We start from the raw sequence: 16772 nt of genomic DNA on the forward strand, positions 1-16772 counted from the left end.
ATCACCCGAGGAACGAGAGCCATTCGGTGCGCGGCAGCGGCACCAGGAGCATGCGCGAGAAGGCGTAGTAGACCACCAGCGTCGTAGCGATGCTGGCGAGTGCCGCGACATGCGCCCGGCTGCCCAGAGCCAGCATCAGCCCGAAGAGTCCGATGAAACTGGTGGGGATGAAGCCGAACGTCTCGGAGAAGAAGATATAGAACAGGATGACGGCCAGCACCGCCAGCGCCGACAGCACGGAGCGGCGAGACCCCGTCCACTCCGACAGATGCGGCTTGAGAGCCGCCGGCAATGTCCGAAAGCTCATCGCCATCATATAGATGCCGAGCGCGATGCCGCACCAGGCGATCAGCCGGGGCATGGTCCCGGCGCCGTAGTCCTGCCCCGGTATGGGGGCGAAGGCGCTCGACGCATAGAGCAACCCTGCGGCCAGCACGGCGGTAAGGACGCCGAGCTGGAATTCGCTCAATCTGATCATTATGCCTGAACCCCGGAATGGACGCGGCGAAGGGCTCGCTACTTGGCGAGCCCGGCTTTCTTCATCACTTCTCCAAGCGTCGCATCGTCCTGCGCAACGATCTGGGTGGCCTCCGCGCCGCCGGCCCAGCGGACGCCGAAACCGCGATCGCGCATGAATTTTTGATACTCGTCGGTATTGTAGACCTTCTCGAGCGCTGCCTCGAGCTTGGCCTTTACATCGTCGGGAAGGCCCTTGGGTGCGGCAACGGTGCGCCAGACGGAGAGGGTCCAGTCCGAATCCAGCGCCTCCTTGATCGTCGGCACGTCGGGGAATGCCTCCTGCCGGCCTTCCGACATGGTGCCGAGCGCCTTGACGCGGCCCGCCTCGATCATGGAGCGGCCTTCGGCCAGAGACGATGGGATCAGGTCGACGCCGCCGGCCACCATGTCGGTGATTCCGCTGGCCGCGCCCTGGCTGGGAACGAAGGTGACATGGTTGGGGGCAAGGTCATGCGACAAAAGCCAGCCGGCAAGGCCGAGATGCCAGATGCCGCCCTGCCCGGTGCCCGATGCCTTGAACGTACCGGCGGGCTGCTCCTTGATGGCCGCCAGAAGCGCCGGAGCATCCTGATAGGGCGAGTCCGCCGATACCATCAGGCCGGCCGGATCGGCGTTCATCATGGCGAGGATATCGAAATCCTCGTAGGTCATCTGGGTCAGGCCCATCCAGTGCATCATGTCGATCTCGATCGTCATGATGCCGATCGTGTAGCCGTCCGGGCGCGCATTGGCGATGGCGCTATGCCCGACCACGCCGGAGCCGCCGGTGCGGTTGACGACGTTTATGGGCACGCCGAGTTCCTGCTGCAGCAGCGTGGCGACGATGCGGCCGACCGCGTCGGTCCCGCCGCCGGCGCCCCACGGCACGATCATCTGGATCGGGCGCTGCGGAAAATCCGACTGGGCCGCAGCGGGCAGAACGCCGGCTGCCGTCAGGGCCAGGATCGAGGATGCGAGAAATGTCCGTCTGAGCATGATACCTCCGCGCGTATCCACACAATGGATACATTGATGGCGGACTATCGCCGCCGACCGTTTCCTGCGGGCCTGTTTCGGCCTCTTGCCAAGAACTATCCTTAGTACGTACCATCTTGTCAACGTATACATCGTGGATTGAAGTTCACCGATGAGTGTCGAGCACGAGCAGCGCGGAACGGCATCGGCACGCGAGCGGGCCTACGAAAACCTGCGGCAACGGATATTGCTGGGGCATCTGGCGCCGGGCACGACCCTTCTGGAATCGGAGGTCGCCTCGCTCCTGTCGATGAGCCGGACACCGGTGCGCGAAGCCCTGATCATGCTGGAGGGCGAGCATCTGATCGATATCCGTCCGCGCCGCGGCATGACGGTGCGCCGGCAGTCGCTGCAGGATCTGATGCAGATCTACGAAGTGTTCTCGGCGCTCGAGGCGATGGCCTGCCGGATCGTCGCGCGCGAAGGGCTCGCGCCCGGCGTGCATGCGCGGCTGAACCAGTTGATGACCGCCATGGAGCGCGCCACCGAGAAGGAGGATGTCGCCGGCTGGTCGGAACTCGACGACGCGTTCCACTGGGCGATTGCGGAAGCCAGCGGCAACGACCGCCTGCGGGCGACCCTGCGCACCTATTGGGCAGAGCAGTTCCGGGCGCGGATGGCCATCGTTCCGTATCGCCCCCTGCCCGTCCGCTCCAATGTGGAGCACCGCCGCCTTGTGGAGGTTCTGGTTTCAGGCGACGAGTTCAAGGCGGCGCAGATGCTTCAGTCGCACCGCGAACATGCCGACGCCATGGCGATCGAGCTGTTCCGCGCCCATGCCCTGTCGGGCTGACCGTCAGCGCCGGGATCTGCCCTTCAACCATCGGCTGAGGTCTGCCTCGGCTTCCTCCAGGCCGGAGCGGTTGATCAGCCGCCGCAGCAGCGCAAGGCTGACGGCCCGCGTCCGGAAGTTGATCGCTTCGGTGGGCATGTCTTCGCCATAGATGCCGAGCTTGTCGTAAACCTGCTGCAGCCGGTTCTGCACGCTGCGAAGCGAAAGGCCGCGCCGCTCCGCGATCAGCCTGTCCGTCAGGCCCAGTGCGACATCCACCAATATCTCGTACTCGACATCCGACAGGCCCTCGAAATGGCTGGCGGCCTTTTGCTGCACCGTGCGGATTTCACGGTCGATGACGCATTGGCCTTCCACGAAGATGCCGCGCACCGCCAGGGTCAGCCGCTCCTCGGAGGCGGATTTGAGCACGTAGCCATAGGCCGCGCCGGGCGGCACGATGCGCGAAACGCCCCGCACATAGGCCTCGTCGGCATAGTTGGACCAGAACATGATCGCCGTGTCCGGCCGCTCCCGCCACAAAGTCCGGGCCATGTCGACGCCGGTGCGCCGGGGCATCTGCAGGTCCACCACCACGTTACGCGCGCCGAGGCGCCGGGCGATCGCCTCGCCCTCTTCTCCGTCCGCGGCCTCATAGAGGCTGCTGTCGGGCAGCGCCGCCGCGATCACGTCGCGCAGGAACGCCCGGTGGACGGCATCGTCCTCGACGATCAGGACCTCCATCGGGCATCCTCCTCCAAAGCCAGCGACAGGGTGACCTGCGTTCCCGTGCCGCCGCTCCGCCGCTCGATCTCGAGTTCGGCCGATACCAGCCGTGCCCGCGTCTGCATGTTGCGGATGCCGCCGGCACGTCGGCGGCGCAACGGCGAATCGAAGCCCACCCCATCGTCCCGGATACAGATATACAGCGCATGGCGGCCGCCGGGCACCATGCGCACCTCTACCTCCACTTCGATACGGGAGGGCTCGGCATGCCGCACGGCGTTGTTGACGGCCTCCTGCACGATACGGAACAAGGCGATGCGCAGGGCCGGCGCCAGCCTGTCGACCGCCCCGTCGCTGCGATCCACGAAGCGTCCCTCGATACCGCTTCCGGAATCGCCGAGGGCCCGGTGCAGGAAATCCTCCACCCCGTCGGCAAAACCGAACAGCTCGAGGACATTGGGCCGGGCATCGTCGATAATCTCGCGCAGGCCCGCCATACAGCGCTGCATGGCCCCGGACAGGGCGGCGATCTCGCCCTTGCGTGCGTCGTCGACCGCCTCCAGCCGCGCCAGACGCCGTTCGATCCGCGTCAGGTCCGCCAGCGTCTGGTCGTGCAGGTCCATGCCGATCCGCTGGCGTTCGTGCTCCAGCTCCTCGGTCAGCCGCAGCGCCCCTTCCCGCAAGCCCTCTTCCCGGGCGCGCACGGCGGCCTCCTCGATGGCGGAGCGGCGCAGCTCCTCGGCGGCGCGCAGGGCATAGAGGTACGGGGCCAGCGTATCGGCCAGATGTTGCGCCAGGGGGATGTCGGTGCGGCGATAGTAACCGGTATCGTGTTTCGAGCAGGACAGCGCCCCGATGATCTCGCCATGCACGATCAGCGGCACATGCAGCCGGCTGCGCAGGTTCTGGTCGTGGATCGGGTGGCTGAAGGCGCCGTCGAAGCGGAAGCGCGCGTCGTTCACGGCATCGTCGCTGATCAGGAAGGGCTCCGCGCCCATCAGGAGATCGCGGATCGGGCTGCCGACTACCGGATGCATGGCCGGCGTCAGGCCCCAATCGGTATGCAGCCCCGCCTCGTAGGCGACATGCATGTCGCGGTGGACGATGCAGACGTCCAGATGGTCGTGCGGCAGCACCTCCTGCATCTCTTGCGAGACGGCCTGGATGGCGGACTGGAAATCCAGCCTGCCGGCCATGGCACGGGATATGCGCAAAAGGTGACGGAACACGGATTCGTGTCGCATGGCGGGACGGCGCGCCGTCCGCCGTACCTCTTCCGCCGCATCGCTGTATCGCATCGTCGCCATTTGCCCAGCGCATCACCTTTCGACTGTCCTGCCTACGCGCATCCTAGCGCAAATCGGTCGGCCCTTGGCACGCCACGTGCGCGAACCCGCAAAGCATCTGCGATGAAAGGGTTGGACAGAAACCACGGGAGCGGGAAGACTTCGCATCGGGTCGCGGCCGGACACCAGCTGTCCAGGGCCAGGTACGGGAGGCCGCGCGACGCATTCGAACAGGGAGGAACCCATGATCCGACGCAGCATCCTTTTGTTGTCGACCGCCACGCTTCTGGCCACGCCACTGGCCGCCAGCGCCGAGACCGCCGACAAGACCATCGCGCTGTCCAACAACTACGCCGGCAATTCCTGGCGGCAGGCCATGCTGGAAAGCTGGCAGACCGTCACCGGAAAGGCGGTCGCCGATGGTGTCGTCGCCTCTGCCGATGCCTTCACGACGGCCGAGAACCAGGCAACCGAGCAGGCCGCGCAAATTCAGAACATGATCCTGCAGGGCTATGATGCCATCGTCATCAACGCCGCATCGCCGACCGCGCTGAACGGCGCCGTCAAGGAAGCCTGCGACGCCGGCATCACCGTCGTTTCCTTCGACGGCATCGTGACGGAGCCCTGTGCATGGCGCGTCGCGGTGGACTTCCGCAAGATGGGGTCCGACCAGCTCGACTATCTCGCCGGCCGCTATCCGGACGGCGGCAACCTGCTCGAGATCCGCGGCCTGCCGGGAACTTCGGTCGATTCCGAGATCCACGAAGGCATCGCGGCGGGCGCGCAGAAGCATCCCAACTTCAAGATCGTGTCCGAGGTCCAGGGCGACTGGACCCAGACCGTCGCCCAGCGCTCCGTAGCCGGCGTGCTGCCCTCGATCCCGCAGGTCGTGGGCGTGGTGACGCAGGGCGGCGACGGTTTCGGTGCCGCAGAGGCCTTCGCGGCCGCCGGCCGTGACATGCCCACCATCATCATGGGCAACCGGCAGGATGAGCTTCTCTGGTGGAAGCAGCAGAAGGACGCGAACGGCTACGAGACCATGTCGGTTTCGATCGCGCCGGGTGTCTCCACCCTCGCCTTCTGGGTGGCGCAGCAGATCCTGGATGGTGAAGACGTTCCGAAGGACCTGGTGGTTCCCTTCCTGTCCATCGACCAGGCGGGCCTTGAGAAGGCGCTGGAAACGACCCAGGAAGGCGGCGTCGCCAACGTGGAGTACACGCTGGAAGACGCCCGGAAGGTCATCGCCGAAGCGAAGTAAGCGCTTTGGAGCGCCGCGTGCGGCACTGGCCGCGCGCGGCGGCCCCCGACAGGACGGACACGACATCATGACCGCAATCGACGACCGGGCGCGCCCGCCGCTGGTTTCGCTGGGCGACATCGCCAAAAGCTTCGGCGCCGTCAAGGCGCTGGGCGGCGTCAGCCTCGACCTCGCCCCGGGCGAGTGCATCGGGCTTGCCGGGCATAATGGCGCCGGCAAGTCGACGCTGATGCAGGTGCTGGCCGGCAATGTGACACCCGATACGGGACGTCTGGCCGTCGACGGCACGCCGGTTTCCGGTGGCTTCGGCGTTGCGGCCGCCAACCGGGCCGGCATCCGATGCGTCTTCCAGGAGCTGTCGCTCTGCCCCAACCTCACCGTCGCCGAAAACATGCGGATCCGGCATCCGTCGCTGAAAGGTTTCGGCTGGCGCCGCCGCGCGGCGGCCCTGGCGCGCAGCAGCCTCGATACGATCTTTCCCGGACATGGCATCGGCCCGGATGACCTCCTGTCCGATCTGGCGCTCGGCCAGCGGCAGATGGTGGAGATTTCCATCGTCTTCGCCGTTTCCGATCTGGCGCCGCGCCTGATCATTCTGGACGAACCCACCTCCTCGCTCGACCAGACGGTGGCGGCGCAGTTGCTTGCGCATGTGCGCCGGTTCGTCGAAGGCGGCGGCAGCGTCGTCCTGATATCCCACATCCTCGGCGAGATCCTCGCCACATGCGACCGGATCGCCGTGATGAGCGATGGCCGGATCACCCAGTTGCGGCCTGCCGCGCAATTCGACCGGGTGTCTCTGGTGGAGGCGATGGGCCATGTCGTGGCCGAGGCCGCCCATGCCGACTTGCAGGCGAAGGCGCGGACCGGGCCGGTTGTCGCCACCGCCGCACCGCCGCGTCAGGGCAATGACCGGCGCCTGGTCGCGCACAAGGGCGAGATCGTCGGCCTGGCGGGCCTTGCCGGGCACGGCCAGACGGCGCTTCTGGTCCTGATGCAGAATGCCGGGGTGCGCGGCTCCCGCTTCGCGCGGCTGTCGGGCAAAGTCGCCTTCGTCGCCGGAGACCGGCAAAGCGACGGCGTCTTTCCGCTGTGGTCCATCGGGCAGAACATCACCGTCCGCTCGCTGCCCGCGCTTGTGAAGATGGGGTTGATCGACAAGGCCGCCGAAGCCGGCATGGCGTCGGACTGGCGCACGCGCATCGGTATCCGTTCTCCCGACATGGACAACAACATCCTCACCCTGTCGGGCGGCAACCAGCAGAAGGCGCTGTTTGCCCGGGCGCTCGCCTCCGACGCCGACATCATCCTGATGGACGACCCGATGCGTGGCGTCGACATCGGCACAAAGCAGGATGTCTATGCCCTGATCCGCGCCGAGGCGGCGCGCGGGCGCACCTTCATCTGGTACACGACGGAGTTCGACGAGTTGCTGAGTTGCGACCATGCCTACGTCTTCAGGTCCGGGCGGATCGTCGCGGACATGCCGCGCGGCGAACTGACCGAGGCCCGCGTGCTGCAGAGTTCCTTTACGGAGGATGCGGCTTGAAGCTGGACCTCACATCGCCGCGCATCATGCGGGCGCTTCTTCCACCCGTCTCGCTTGCCTTGCTGCTGACGGCGATCTTCATCATCCAGCCAAGGGCCATGAGTTTCATGGGCCTCAATCTGATGCTCAACCTGGCGCTGCCCATCGCGCTCGCCACCATCGCGCAGATGTTCATCATCGCCATCAACGACATCGATCTGTCGATCGGCAGCTTCGTCTCGTTCGTGGCGTGCGTCGGCGCGACGCTGTTGAACGATACGCCCGTGCTGGGCATCGCCGCCCTGGCCGGCTGCATTCTGGTTTACGCCCTGGTGGGGGCACTCGTGCAATGGCGCAACCTGCCATCCATCGTGGTCACCCTCGGCATGTCCTTCGTCTGGCTGGGCGCGGCGGTCCTGATCCTGCCATCGCCCGGCGGCAGCGCCCCGGCCTGGCTGCAGGCCATCGTCAAGTTCCGCACGCCCATCGTTCCGTTTGCGCTGGTGGCCAGCGCAGTCCTGGCACTGGCGGTCCACCTGTTCCTGATGCGCTCATCTGTCGGCACCGTGCTGCGCGGTGCGGGCGGCAACCCGCAGGCAATGGCACGGGCCGGCTGGTCGCTTCTGAAGGTGCGGATGTCCATGTACGCGCTTGCCGGCTTCTTCGGCGTCCTGGCCGGGCTGGCTCTGGTGGGCCTGACAACGTCGGCCGACGCCAATATCGCGCTGCGTTACACGCTTCTGTCCATCGCCGGCGTCATCCTGGGCGGCGGCGAGTTTACCGGCGGGCGGATATCTCCCGTCGGGGCGGTCATCGGCGCGCTTACCCTGACGCTGGCGGGCTCGCTTCTGGCCTTCCTGCGCATCTCGCCCGACTGGCAGATCGGCGCGCAGGGCGCCATCCTTATCCTGGTGCTGGCGCTGCGCGCCCTCGTCAACCGTGCCGAAAGGAAATCCGCATGAGCGCTCTTGCCGCAATCCGCGATTTCGGCCAGCGCGTTCCCTCGGCCTTTTCCTTTGCCGGGGCGGTCGTGATCTTCTTCGCAACCATCGCCGCCTCGGGCGGCGCCGGGTCCGGGCAGGTGCTCACGACGGCGCTCACCTTCGCCACCATGTATGTCATCGTGGGCCTCGGCCAGATGTTCGTCATCACCACCGGGCCCGGCAATATCGACCTGTCCATACCGGCAACGATTGCACTTGCCGGCGCCGTGGCCATGCGGGTGATGAATGGCGACAACGCCATGATCCTTCCCGGCATCGCCTCGGCCCTCGCCGTCGGCGCGGCGGTCGGTTGCTTCAATTACGGCCTGATCCGCCTTCTCTCGATCCCGCCGATCATCGCCACCTTGTCGGCCAGCTTCCTGGTCATGTCGAGCGCCATTGCTTTCGGCCGTGGCCTGCGCGTGCGTCCGCCCTCGGCCTTCGCCGACTTCGCGACGGGGCGCGTTGCCGGCATCCCGATCCTTGCCATTGCCACGCTCCTGCTGACCATTGCGATGGCCGTGCTCCTTCACCGGACGGTTTACGGCCGGTCGGTCACCGCCATCGGGCAAAACAGCCGTGCCGCCGGGCTTGCCGGTATCCGCGTCGACCGTGTGCGCTGGGCAACCTACGTTCTTTCGGCAGCACTTGCGGGCCTGTGCGGCGCGGTGCTTGCAGGCTTTTCCGGCGGGGCATCGCTCAATATGGGGGAAGAGTATCTACTGGCGTCCATCGCCGTCGTCGTCGTCGGCGGCACGTCCGTCGCCGGTGGCCAGGCCAATGTCGCCGGGTTGTGGGGCGCATCGCTGTTCATGTATCTGCTGGTCACGATGCTCAACACCTACGGTGTCAGCGCCGGGCTGAGGTTGCTCGTCACCGGCCTCATCATCATCGCCATCATCACCATCGCCGGCGGCAAGAAGACCGGCCGGGCATGAAAAAGGCCGCCTGAACGGTTCAGGCGGCCCTTTGAAATGCGCTCTCTACAACGCCCTAGCGGCATACGGCACGGACGCCCGGCCGGATGAAGAAGGTGTTGGTGCGCGGATCGTAGGTCCGGTATCGGCGGGCGCACTCGGCCTGGTGACGGCTGAGGCCCCTATAGGCCGACGGTGGACCCCGGCGTTCCCAGCGATCGCGCTCGTAGCGGCGTTGGTCCCGCTCCCAGCGCCTGTCGCGGTCGTAGCGCCTGTCGCGGTCATAGCGGCGATCGTAGTGGCGTGGGCCACCGCGATTGCGCATATCTTCCCGCCGCTGCACCCCGCGCATGATCTCCTTGAAGTCGGTCTGCGCCAGGATCACCGGCCGAGAGGACGTCTCGACCGCCGCGGGGCGTACAACCGCAGCCGCCGCTGACGGCAGCGGAGCCAGGGCCCAGCTACCCGCCATCAGGCCGAAGGCGATTGCCTGCCACTTCGACGCCAGGCGTGTCATCCGCGGTAGCCGCGCGGGCAGGCCGCAACGTAACGGTTGCCATTGTTGTCGCGGTAGACGCACTCGTTGGGCTTGGTTGCGGAACCGATCAACGCGCCCGCTGCCGTGCCAAGCGCACCGCCAATCAAAGCACCGCCCAGATCGCCCGATGCCGCAGCACCGATTGCAGCGCCACCCAAACCACCGATTGCGGCGGGAGCCGCTATATCCCGATCGACGGACTGGCAACCCGCCACCGCCATCAACAACGCCGCACAGCCGGCAATCGTCACTTTCCTCATCTGGGTAGGCCTTTCATAGACAGGCCGCCGCGCACGCCCGGCGGTAAACCAACACCAACGCTCAACTGTCGATTGCTAATTTGGTTCCAGGCAAAAGAAAAGCCCGCACCGGGGGAGGACCGGGCGGGCTCTTAATGTTGCGGGCTGGGAGGAGGTAGCCCGCTGGCAATGTTGATCGCACATCGCCGGTGAGCGAGCCAGCCCGCCGCGTGCATGGCAGCCATGCACGCGGCGGGGGTCCGTCAACGCTGGCCGATGACCGGGCAGCCGCGCGCATTGGCGAAGCGCACGAAGGTGCGGCCCCCACGGTCGCGGCCGGCTACGGTGACGCTGCGGCGTCCGGCGTCCACAACGCGCGCCCGGTGTACGCCCATGCGATCGGCCTTGCGCAGGGCCTGCCGGGCATCGCAGCCGCCGCGATCGCGGTCGCGCTCGCGCCAGCGGTCATGCCGGTGATCGTAGCCCCTGCCCTGCACCTGAATGACGGGGCCGGAGCCGACGCCGATACGCACTTCCTGCGCGGCGGCGGACATGCCTGCGAGGCCCCCGGCCGCTGCGGTTGCGCCGCCGGCCAGAGCCAGGGTCAGCATGGCGGAACGAATGAGTTTGCCGAACATGAGGGTTCCTCCTTCAAGGTCTGTTCTGCCCGGCTGTCCGGGCCTTCGAACGTGACCTTGCACCGTGGCAACTGAACCGATGCGGAAGGGCGTGTTCAGCCGGCGTTCACCCACAAACGGGAAGGCCGGGCGCTGGGCGCCCGGCCTTCCTGCTATCCAGTCCTGCGGCAGCTTGGCTTAGCTGTCGAGGAAGCTGCGCAGCTTGCGCGAGCGCGAGGGATGCTTGAGCTTGCGCAGGGCCTTCGCCTCGATCTGGCGGATACGCTCACGCGTGACCGAGAACTGCTGCCCGACCTCTTCCAGCGTATGGTCGGTGTTCATGCCGATGCCGAAGCGCATGCGCAAAACGCGCTCCTCACGCGGGGTCAGCGAAGCCAGGACGCGCGTCGTCGTCTCTCGCAGGTTCGCCTGGATCGCGGCATCGATGGGCAGGATCGCGTTCTTGTCCTCGATGAAGTCGCCGAGGTGTGAATCCTCCTCGTCGCCCACCGGCGTCTCGAGGCTGATCGGCTCCTTGGCGATCTTCAGGACCTTGCGTACCTTTTCCAGCGGCATGGCCAGCTTTTCGGCCAGCTCTTCCGGCGTCGGCTCGCGTCCGATCTCGTGCAGCATCTGGCGGCTGGTGCGCACGATCTTGTTGATCGTCTCGATCATGTGCACCGGAATGCGGATCGTGCGGGCCTGGTCGGCGATGGAGCGGGTGATGGCCTGCCTGATCCACCATGTCGCATAAGTGGAGAACTTGTAGCCGCGCCGGTACTCGAACTTGTCCACCGCCTTCATCAGGCCGATGTTGCCTTCCTGGATCAGGTCCAGGAACTGCAGGCCGCGATTGGTGTATTTTTTCGCGATGGAGATGACCAGGCGCAGATTGGCTTCCACCATCTCCTTCTTGGCCTGCCGGGCTTCCCGCTCGCCCTTCTGCACCATGTGCACGATACGGCGGAACTCGGTGATCTCCAGCCCCGTCTCGGTGGCAAGGTTCTGGATCTCCTGGCGCAGGCCCCGGATGTTTTCCTTTTCGCCCTGCGCGAACTTCGTCCAGCCCTTGCCCGACAGATTGGCGATATGCCGGGTCCAGTTCGGGTCCAGCTCGGCGCCGTGGTAGCTCTTCAAAAACTCTTCGCGCTTGACGCCATGGCTCTCGGCCAGCCGCAACAGCTTGCCTTCGCTGCTCACGAGGCGCTTGTTGATATCGTAGAGCTGCGCCACCAGCGCATCGATACGATTCTGGTTGAGCGACAGCGACTTGACCTGCGCGATCAGGTCTTCCTTGAACTTGCGGTAGCTGCGCTCCTGTGCGGGCGACAGCGTACCCTGCGCCGCCAGCCGGTTCTCGACCTGCTGGTCCTGCAACTTGCGCAGGCGCTTGTAATTATCCGCGACGAGGTCGAACGTCGCCATGACCTGGGGGCGGATCTCCGCCTCCATGGCCGCAAGCGACATGTTGCTTTCCAGGTCGTCGTCTTCGTCTTCCTCTTCGCCGCCACCGGGCTCCAGCTCGGGCTGGGGCTGCGGTTCATCGGCGGTCGGGGCGGGCGCGGCCGGCATCTTTGCCTCGGGCCCGGCATAGGTTGCCTCGAGGTCCACGACCTCGCGCAACATGATGTTGCCCTCGTTCAGCTCGTCGCGCCAGATGATGATGGCCTGGAAGGTCAACGGGCTTTCGCACAGCCCGGCGATCATCGTCTCGCGGCCGGCCTCGATACGCTTGGCGATGGCGATCTCGCCCTCGCGCGACAGAAGCTCGACCGAGCCCATCTCGCGCAGGTACATCCGCACCGGATCGTCCGTCCGGTCGCCGGCCTCGCGCTTCTGGGTGGTGGCGACGGCGCTGCCGGCGCCGGTCTCGGCAACTTCGGTGCTCGACTCCTCGGTGTCGCGCTCTTCGGCCTCTTCCGACTCGTCCTCTTCGACGACGTTGATGCCCATGTCGTTCAACATGGCCATCGTGTCTTCGATCTGCTCGGAGGTCACGTCATCCGCCGTCAGGACGGAATTGAGCTTTTCCATCGTGACGAAGCCGCGCTTCTTGGCGGCCTTGATCATCTTTTTGACGGCGTCATCCGACAGGTCCAGCAGAGGACTGTCAGGCGTCTCCGGACGCTCTTCGACGGCCGCTTCGCTTTCCTTGACCCTAGTCGCCATTCGCGTATCTCTCCAATTCGCGTCAGCCGCGTCCGGCGAACCGCCACCTGACTAGCGCCAAGGCGGTAAATTCTCGATGAACCGGACAGGCAGTCGAAACCGCCCGACTTGCAGCTCGGGCGATTCGCTCACGAAACGCCCGGCCACGCCAATTATACCAATCCAAAATTCCGAAGATGCCGCTATGAGCATCGTCTCTTTCGATTTCACCCTTTGAAGTCAAGGCCATGCGCCAAAAAAACAGGAACCGCGCCTATATGCTGCGGGCCGGACGGCCGGACAGCAGCCCGAATCCGTCGATCAACGCCTCGGTACCGGCAAGGTTGTCCATTTCCTGCTTGATCGCGACGATCTGCGCATAAGCCTGCTCCGTCTGCTCGGCGGCAAAAGCCACTTCCGCGTTCCGGAGTTCCCTATGTAGGAAACGCTGGCGATGCTGCAAGTGAAGCGCCTGACGAAGCGCCTCGCGCGCATCCTCCACGGCGGCTTCCGCCAGGAACATCCAGTCCCTGTTGGCGCGCACCCGCGCCTCCAGCGCATCGAACACGCCGCGCAGCCCCCGCCCCTCCAGCGCCGACAGGATCGCCTGCCGGTCCAGCGCCGCGGCCGTCATCGCCACGTCCAGCACGGCCGAGCGCAGGCGCGACAACTCGCCCTCGGGCAGCTCCAGCTCGGCGAGATAGTCGAAGGCCTCGGCGATCAGCAATGGATGGTTGATGAAGCCGACGACGATGCCGACCTCGCGCATCGACCCCTGGTTCGCCCGGCCGGCCGACGAAGCGAGGCCGGAGCGGATCAGGCGATCCGACACCGCCGAGCGGCGTGGCGTGCCGGGGCGCTGCGCGCCCCGCCCGCCCGTTTCGCTTCGGCGCATGCCGCCGCGCCCCTGGCCGGGCGGCGGGCCGAAGAACGCCGAAAGGCGCTCCTGAAGATCCTGCTGGTAATGGCGGCGCACGCTTTCGTCGGCGATCTGCCGGCTCAGCGTCCGCAGGCGGCTTTCCAGCTCGGCCCGGCGCTCGGGCGTATCGAAGGCGCCACCGGCCGTCTCGCGCGCCCACAGCATGTCCGCCAGCGGCCGGGCGCCTGCCAGAATGGCCTGGAACGCTTCGGCGCCCCCTTCCCGAACGACATCGTCCGGGTCCTGTCCGCCGGGAAGCAAGGCGAAGCGCAGCGAACGGCCCGGCTTCAGAAGCGGCAGGGCCACGTCGGCGGCGCGCTGCGCCGCCTTGACGCCTGCCGCGTCACCGTCGAAGCACAGGATCGGTTCGGGCGTGGTGCGCCACAGAAGATCGAGCTGGCGGTCCGTCAGCGCCGTGCCCAGCGGCGCGACCGCATGCCCGATCCCGGCCTGGTGCAGGGCGATGACGTCGACATAACCCTCCACCACGATCATCGTGCCGCCGTCGCGCGCGGCGCGGCGCGCCCGCGCCAGATTGTACAGCGTGGCGCCCTTGTGGAAGACGTCGGTCTCGGGAGAGTTCAGGTATTTGGCGGGCGCGCCGGGCGACAGGGCGCGCCCGCCGAAGGCGATCACCTTTTCGCGCGCGTCCTCGATCGGAAACATGATCCTGTCGCGGAAGCGGTCGTAGGAAACGGCGATGCCCTCGCCATGCACGACGAGGCCGGCCGCCTCGATCACGGCGCGGCCGACACCGCGGCCGGCCAGATGCTCCTTGAGGCGCGACCGGCTGTCCGGCGCGTATCCGATAGAGAAAGCCGCCTGTGCAGCGCTGCCGATGCCCCGGTCGCGCAGATAGGCGCGCGCCTTGGCGCCATCCGATTCCTGCAGGGCCTGGCGGAAATAGTCGCGCGCAATGGCCAGCGCGTCGATCTGGCTGGTCCGCGCCTCCTGGCGCAGCTCGGCCTCCGGGTCGCGCTCGGGCATCGGCAGCCCGGCCTCTCCCGCAAGGCGTTCCACCGCCTCGGGAAAGCTCATTCCCTCAAGATCGGTCAAAAAGCGGAAGTGATCGCCCGAAACCCCGCAGCCGAAGCAGTGATAGCGTCCCTTGGCGTCCTCGCAGTGGAAGGACGGGGTCTTTTCGCCATGGAAGGGGCAGCAGGCCCAGTAGTCGCCCTTGCCGGCCTGCGACTTGCGGCGGTCCCAGGTCACGCGCCGGCCGACGACCTCCGAGATCGGGATGCGGCTCTTGATCTCTTCAAGGAAGTGCGGGGGAAACCTCATGGCCGACATATCGGCCAGAGCGGCGGACAAATCCAGACATTCTCCGGCTGCGCGGGAAATGCCCCCGCTGTCCACAGCCGTCCACAGCTTTCCACAGGGCAGAATACCCGGCCGCGCCTCAGCGCAGCATGCCGCGCACCACCGCCCCGGCGGCGGGCAGGTCCAGCGCCGTGCCATGCTTGCGCTTGAGGGCATCCATGCAGCGGCCGATGTCGCGCAGGCCGCGCGCGCCGGTTTCGGCAACCGCCGTCTCGCAGGCCGCCAGGATCGATCCGGCATCCATCGATGGCGGCATGAGCTCGGCGACGATGCCGGCCAGCCGGCGCTGGTCGGCGGCGCGGCCGACATCGCCGGCTGCCTCGAGCGCCGATGCCTTCTCTTCGTGCTGGCAGGCCATGCGGTGCAACAGCCGGGCGATCTCCTCGTCGCAGAGGCGCTCGCGCCCCTCGGCCCGAAGGGCGATATCCCTGTCCTTGATGGCCGTGGCGATCAGGCGGAGCGTACACAGGCGTTGCGGATCGTTGCCGGATCGTGCGTCGTCCAGCGCGGCCGCGAGGCATTCTCGCATTTCGGGAACTTTCATGACTGTCTCGCCCGGCTCATTGGACGGCCAGGCGGAGCGCGCCTTGTTTCGGGCATATTGATTAATATCGCCCCAGGCCGTCTGCAAGGGGTTGCGCGGGAGGCTGGTTGCAGCGATATGCATAGCTCGACCGAAACGATCAGGCATGCCAATCGCGAACGGGCTGGTGCAGCGAAAGCGCCCGGCACGTGCGCCATGCCGCGCAGACGAAGGAAGATCGCGATGAGCGAAGGCTGGACACGCAGGAAACCGACTGCGCTTCTCGTCCTTGCCGATGGGACGGTGATCGAAGGAGACGGCATCGGCGCCACCGGCGAGGCGTTGGGCGAAGTCTGCTTCAACACGGCACTGACCGGCTATCAGGAAATCCTGACCGACCCGTCCTATGCCCGGCAGATCGTCACCTTCACCTTTCCGCATATCGGCAATGTCGGCGCAAACCACGAAGACCTCGAAGATCTCGTGCCCGAAAACGCCGTCGGAGCGGTGGGCGCCATCTTCCGCGCCACCGTATCCGACCCGTCCAACTACCGCTCGGCCGAAAGCCTCGATGCCTGGCTGAAGGCGCGCGGCGTCGTGGCCATGTCGGGCGTCGATACACGCGCTCTCACCGCGCTGATTCGCGACAAGGGCATGCCCAACGGCGTCATCGCCCACCATCCGGACGGCGTCTTCGACATTCCGGCACTGCAGCGGCAGGCGGCCGAATGGTCGGGCCTTGTCGGACTGGACCTCGCCAGGGATGCCGCATCCAAGCGCGCCGAGGTCTGGACCGAAGGTCCCTGGGCCTGGAACTCGGGCTATGCGGCAAACCCCGAAGCCGCCTACACCATCGTCGCCATCGACTACGGCGCCAAGCGCAACATCCTGCGGCTCATGTCGGGTCATGGCGCGCAGGTCGTCATCCTGCCGCCATCCGCCACGGCCGAGGACGTGCTGGCCCACAAGCCGGACGGCATCTTCCTGTCCAACGGACCGGGCGATCCGGCCGCCACTGCCGAGTATGCGGCGCCCACCATCCGCGCGCTGGCCGATACCGGCATCCCGATGTTCGGCATCTGCCTCGGCCATCAGCTCCTGGCGCTGGCGCTGGGCGCTCGGACCGAAAAGATGCATCAGGGCCATCACGGCGCCAACCACCCGGTCAAGGACTTCACCACCGGCAAGGTGGAGATCGTGTCCATGAACCACGGCTTCGCGGTGGATCGCGGCTCGCTGCCCGGCAATGTCGAGGAAACGCATGTCTCGCTGTTCGATGGCAGCAATTGCGGCATCCGCCTCAAGGACCAGCCGGTATTTTCCGTACAGCATCACCCGGAAGCCTCGCCCGGCCCGCAGGATTCGCACTACCTGTTCCAGCGTTTCTTCCACCTGATCGACGAGCATCGCCGCAAGGCGGCCTGAGGAAAGGGGCGATTGCCCCTTCCTTCCCCTGGCTGTC

Annotated in this window: 16 protein-coding genes; 6 read left to right on the forward strand and 10 right to left on the reverse strand. The window is 66.4% G+C overall.

All coding sequences use genetic code 11. The features are described from left to right. Position 1 precedes the first annotated feature (1 nt). A complete protein-coding gene (locus AUL31_RS09295) occupies positions 2-478 on the reverse strand; it encodes a tripartite tricarboxylate transporter TctB family protein (protein ID WP_060604797.1) in 477 nt (158 codons plus the stop codon). A 38-nt stretch (positions 479-516) separates the two neighbouring features. Then, positions 517-1494: a Bug family tripartite tricarboxylate transporter substrate binding protein gene (locus AUL31_RS09300; RefSeq protein ID WP_060604802.1), complete on the reverse strand. Its 978-nt coding sequence runs from the start codon at positions 1492-1494 to the stop codon at positions 517-519. A gap of 151 nt (positions 1495-1645) precedes the next feature. Between AUL31_RS09300 and AUL31_RS09305 the strand changes: the two genes are divergently transcribed. Beyond that, the gene (locus tag AUL31_RS09305) at positions 1646-2326 is read left to right on the forward strand and encodes a GntR family transcriptional regulator (RefSeq protein WP_060604806.1); all 681 of its coding nucleotides are present in this window, start codon (positions 1646-1648) and stop codon (positions 2324-2326) included. 3 nt (positions 2327-2329) lie between these two features. On the opposite strand, the gene AUL31_RS09310 is transcribed toward AUL31_RS09305, so the two are convergent. Further along, positions 2330-3049: a response regulator transcription factor gene (locus tag AUL31_RS09310; RefSeq protein WP_060604810.1), complete on the reverse strand. Its 720-nt coding sequence runs from the start codon at positions 3047-3049 to the stop codon at positions 2330-2332. After that, complete coding sequence (locus AUL31_RS09315; protein ID WP_060605396.1) at positions 3037-4275, reverse strand: GAF domain-containing sensor histidine kinase; 1239 nt, start codon at positions 4273-4275, stop codon at positions 3037-3039. Before AUL31_RS09315 ends, AUL31_RS09310 begins: the two co-directional genes overlap by 13 nt. A gap of 286 nt (positions 4276-4561) precedes the next feature. On the opposite strand from AUL31_RS09315, the gene AUL31_RS09320 reads away from it, so the two are divergent. The 4 genes from AUL31_RS09320 (at position 4562) to AUL31_RS09335 (ending at position 9024) form a co-directional block, all read left to right on the forward strand. Beyond that, positions 4562-5575 carry an ABC transporter substrate-binding protein gene (locus tag AUL31_RS09320; protein ID WP_060604813.1) on the forward strand — a complete coding sequence of 338 codons (1014 nt, stop codon included), beginning with the start codon at positions 4562-4564 and terminating at the stop codon, positions 5573-5575. Between the two features lie 67 nt (positions 5576-5642). After that, positions 5643-7124, forward strand: a complete 1482-nt coding sequence (locus tag AUL31_RS09325) for an ATP-binding cassette domain-containing protein (RefSeq protein WP_060604818.1) — start codon at positions 5643-5645, stop codon at positions 7122-7124. A 26-nt stretch (positions 7125-7150) separates the two neighbouring features. Continuing rightward, a complete protein-coding gene (locus AUL31_RS09330; RefSeq protein WP_082646892.1) occupies positions 7151-8065 on the forward strand; it encodes an ABC transporter permease in 915 nt (304 codons plus the stop codon). Next, the gene (locus tag AUL31_RS09335) at positions 8062-9024 is read left to right on the forward strand and encodes an ABC transporter permease (protein WP_060604824.1); all 963 of its coding nucleotides are present in this window, start codon (positions 8062-8064) and stop codon (positions 9022-9024) included. The genes AUL31_RS09330 and AUL31_RS09335 overlap by 4 nt, the downstream gene beginning before the upstream one ends. A 55-nt stretch (positions 9025-9079) precedes the next feature. Here the strand turns inward: AUL31_RS09335 and AUL31_RS09340 are convergent, their stop codons facing one another. From AUL31_RS09340 to AUL31_RS09365, 6 genes are all read right to left on the reverse strand, one after another. Continuing rightward, complete coding sequence (locus tag AUL31_RS09340) at positions 9080-9520, reverse strand: BA14K family protein (RefSeq protein ID WP_060604827.1); 441 nt, start codon at positions 9518-9520, stop codon at positions 9080-9082. Next, entirely contained in the window at positions 9517-9801 is a 285-nt protein-coding gene (locus AUL31_RS09345) for a glycine zipper domain-containing protein (protein WP_060604830.1), read from the reverse strand. The genes AUL31_RS09340 and AUL31_RS09345 overlap by 4 nt, the downstream gene beginning before the upstream one ends. A 242-nt stretch (positions 9802-10043) precedes the next feature. Next, the gene (locus AUL31_RS09350) at positions 10044-10418 is read right to left on the reverse strand and encodes a hypothetical protein (protein ID WP_060604833.1); all 375 of its coding nucleotides are present in this window, start codon (positions 10416-10418) and stop codon (positions 10044-10046) included. 177 nt (positions 10419-10595) lie between these two features. Continuing rightward, positions 10596-12566, reverse strand: a complete 1971-nt coding sequence (rpoD, locus tag AUL31_RS09355; RefSeq protein WP_060604836.1) for an RNA polymerase sigma factor RpoD — start codon at positions 12564-12566, stop codon at positions 10596-10598. 253 nt (positions 12567-12819) lie between these two features. Continuing rightward, positions 12820-14748, reverse strand: a complete 1929-nt coding sequence (gene dnaG / locus AUL31_RS09360) for a DNA primase (RefSeq protein ID WP_060605399.1) — start codon at positions 14746-14748, stop codon at positions 12820-12822. A 118-nt stretch (positions 14749-14866) separates the two neighbouring features. Beyond that, a complete protein-coding gene (locus tag AUL31_RS09365) occupies positions 14867-15331 on the reverse strand; it encodes a GatB/YqeY domain-containing protein (RefSeq protein WP_159439796.1) in 465 nt (154 codons plus the stop codon). Between the two features lie 195 nt (positions 15332-15526). Between AUL31_RS09365 and carA the strand changes: the two genes are divergently transcribed. Then, positions 15527-16735, forward strand: coding sequence for a glutamine-hydrolyzing carbamoyl-phosphate synthase small subunit (gene carA, locus AUL31_RS09370; protein ID WP_409359956.1), 1209 nt, complete (start codon positions 15527-15529; stop codon positions 16733-16735). Positions 16736-16772 lie beyond the last annotated feature (37 nt).

Source organism: Aureimonas altamirensis (genome assembly GCF_001463885.1).
GTDB lineage: Bacteria > Pseudomonadota > Alphaproteobacteria > Rhizobiales > Rhizobiaceae > Aureimonas > Aureimonas altamirensis.

Coding starts and splice junctions, on each gene's coding strand:
- AUL31_RS09295 (WP_060604797.1), bottom strand. CDS start 478: ATGATCAGATTGAGCGAATTCCAGCTCGGCGTCCTTACCGCCGTGCTG.
- AUL31_RS09300 (WP_060604802.1), bottom strand. CDS start 1,494: ATGCTCAGACGGACATTTCTCGCATCCTCGATCCTGGCCCTGACGGCA.
- AUL31_RS09305 (WP_060604806.1), top strand. CDS start 1,646: ATGAGTGTCGAGCACGAGCAGCGCGGAACGGCATCGGCACGCGAGCGG.
- AUL31_RS09310 (WP_060604810.1), bottom strand. CDS start 3,049: ATGGAGGTCCTGATCGTCGAGGACGATGCCGTCCACCGGGCGTTCCTG.
- AUL31_RS09315 (WP_060605396.1), bottom strand. CDS start 4,275: ATGCGACACGAATCCGTGTTCCGTCACCTTTTGCGCATATCCCGTGCC.
- AUL31_RS09320 (WP_060604813.1), top strand. CDS start 4,562: ATGATCCGACGCAGCATCCTTTTGTTGTCGACCGCCACGCTTCTGGCC.
- AUL31_RS09325 (WP_060604818.1), top strand. CDS start 5,643: ATGACCGCAATCGACGACCGGGCGCGCCCGCCGCTGGTTTCGCTGGGC.
- AUL31_RS09330 (WP_082646892.1), top strand. CDS start 7,151: ATGCGGGCGCTTCTTCCACCCGTCTCGCTTGCCTTGCTGCTGACGGCG.
- AUL31_RS09335 (WP_060604824.1), top strand. CDS start 8,062: ATGAGCGCTCTTGCCGCAATCCGCGATTTCGGCCAGCGCGTTCCCTCG.
- AUL31_RS09340 (WP_060604827.1), bottom strand. CDS start 9,520: ATGACACGCCTGGCGTCGAAGTGGCAGGCAATCGCCTTCGGCCTGATG.
- AUL31_RS09345 (WP_060604830.1), bottom strand. CDS start 9,801: ATGAGGAAAGTGACGATTGCCGGCTGTGCGGCGTTGTTGATGGCGGTG.
- AUL31_RS09350 (WP_060604833.1), bottom strand. CDS start 10,418: ATGTTCGGCAAACTCATTCGTTCCGCCATGCTGACCCTGGCTCTGGCC.
- rpoD (WP_060604836.1), bottom strand. CDS start 12,566: ATGGCGACTAGGGTCAAGGAAAGCGAAGCGGCCGTCGAAGAGCGTCCG.
- dnaG (WP_060605399.1), bottom strand. CDS start 14,748: ATGAGGTTTCCCCCGCACTTCCTTGAAGAGATCAAGAGCCGCATCCCG.
- AUL31_RS09365 (WP_159439796.1), bottom strand. CDS start 15,331: ATGAAAGTTCCCGAAATGCGAGAATGCCTCGCGGCCGCGCTGGACGAC.
- carA (WP_409359956.1), top strand. CDS start 15,527: ATGCCGCGCAGACGAAGGAAGATCGCGATGAGCGAAGGCTGGACACGC.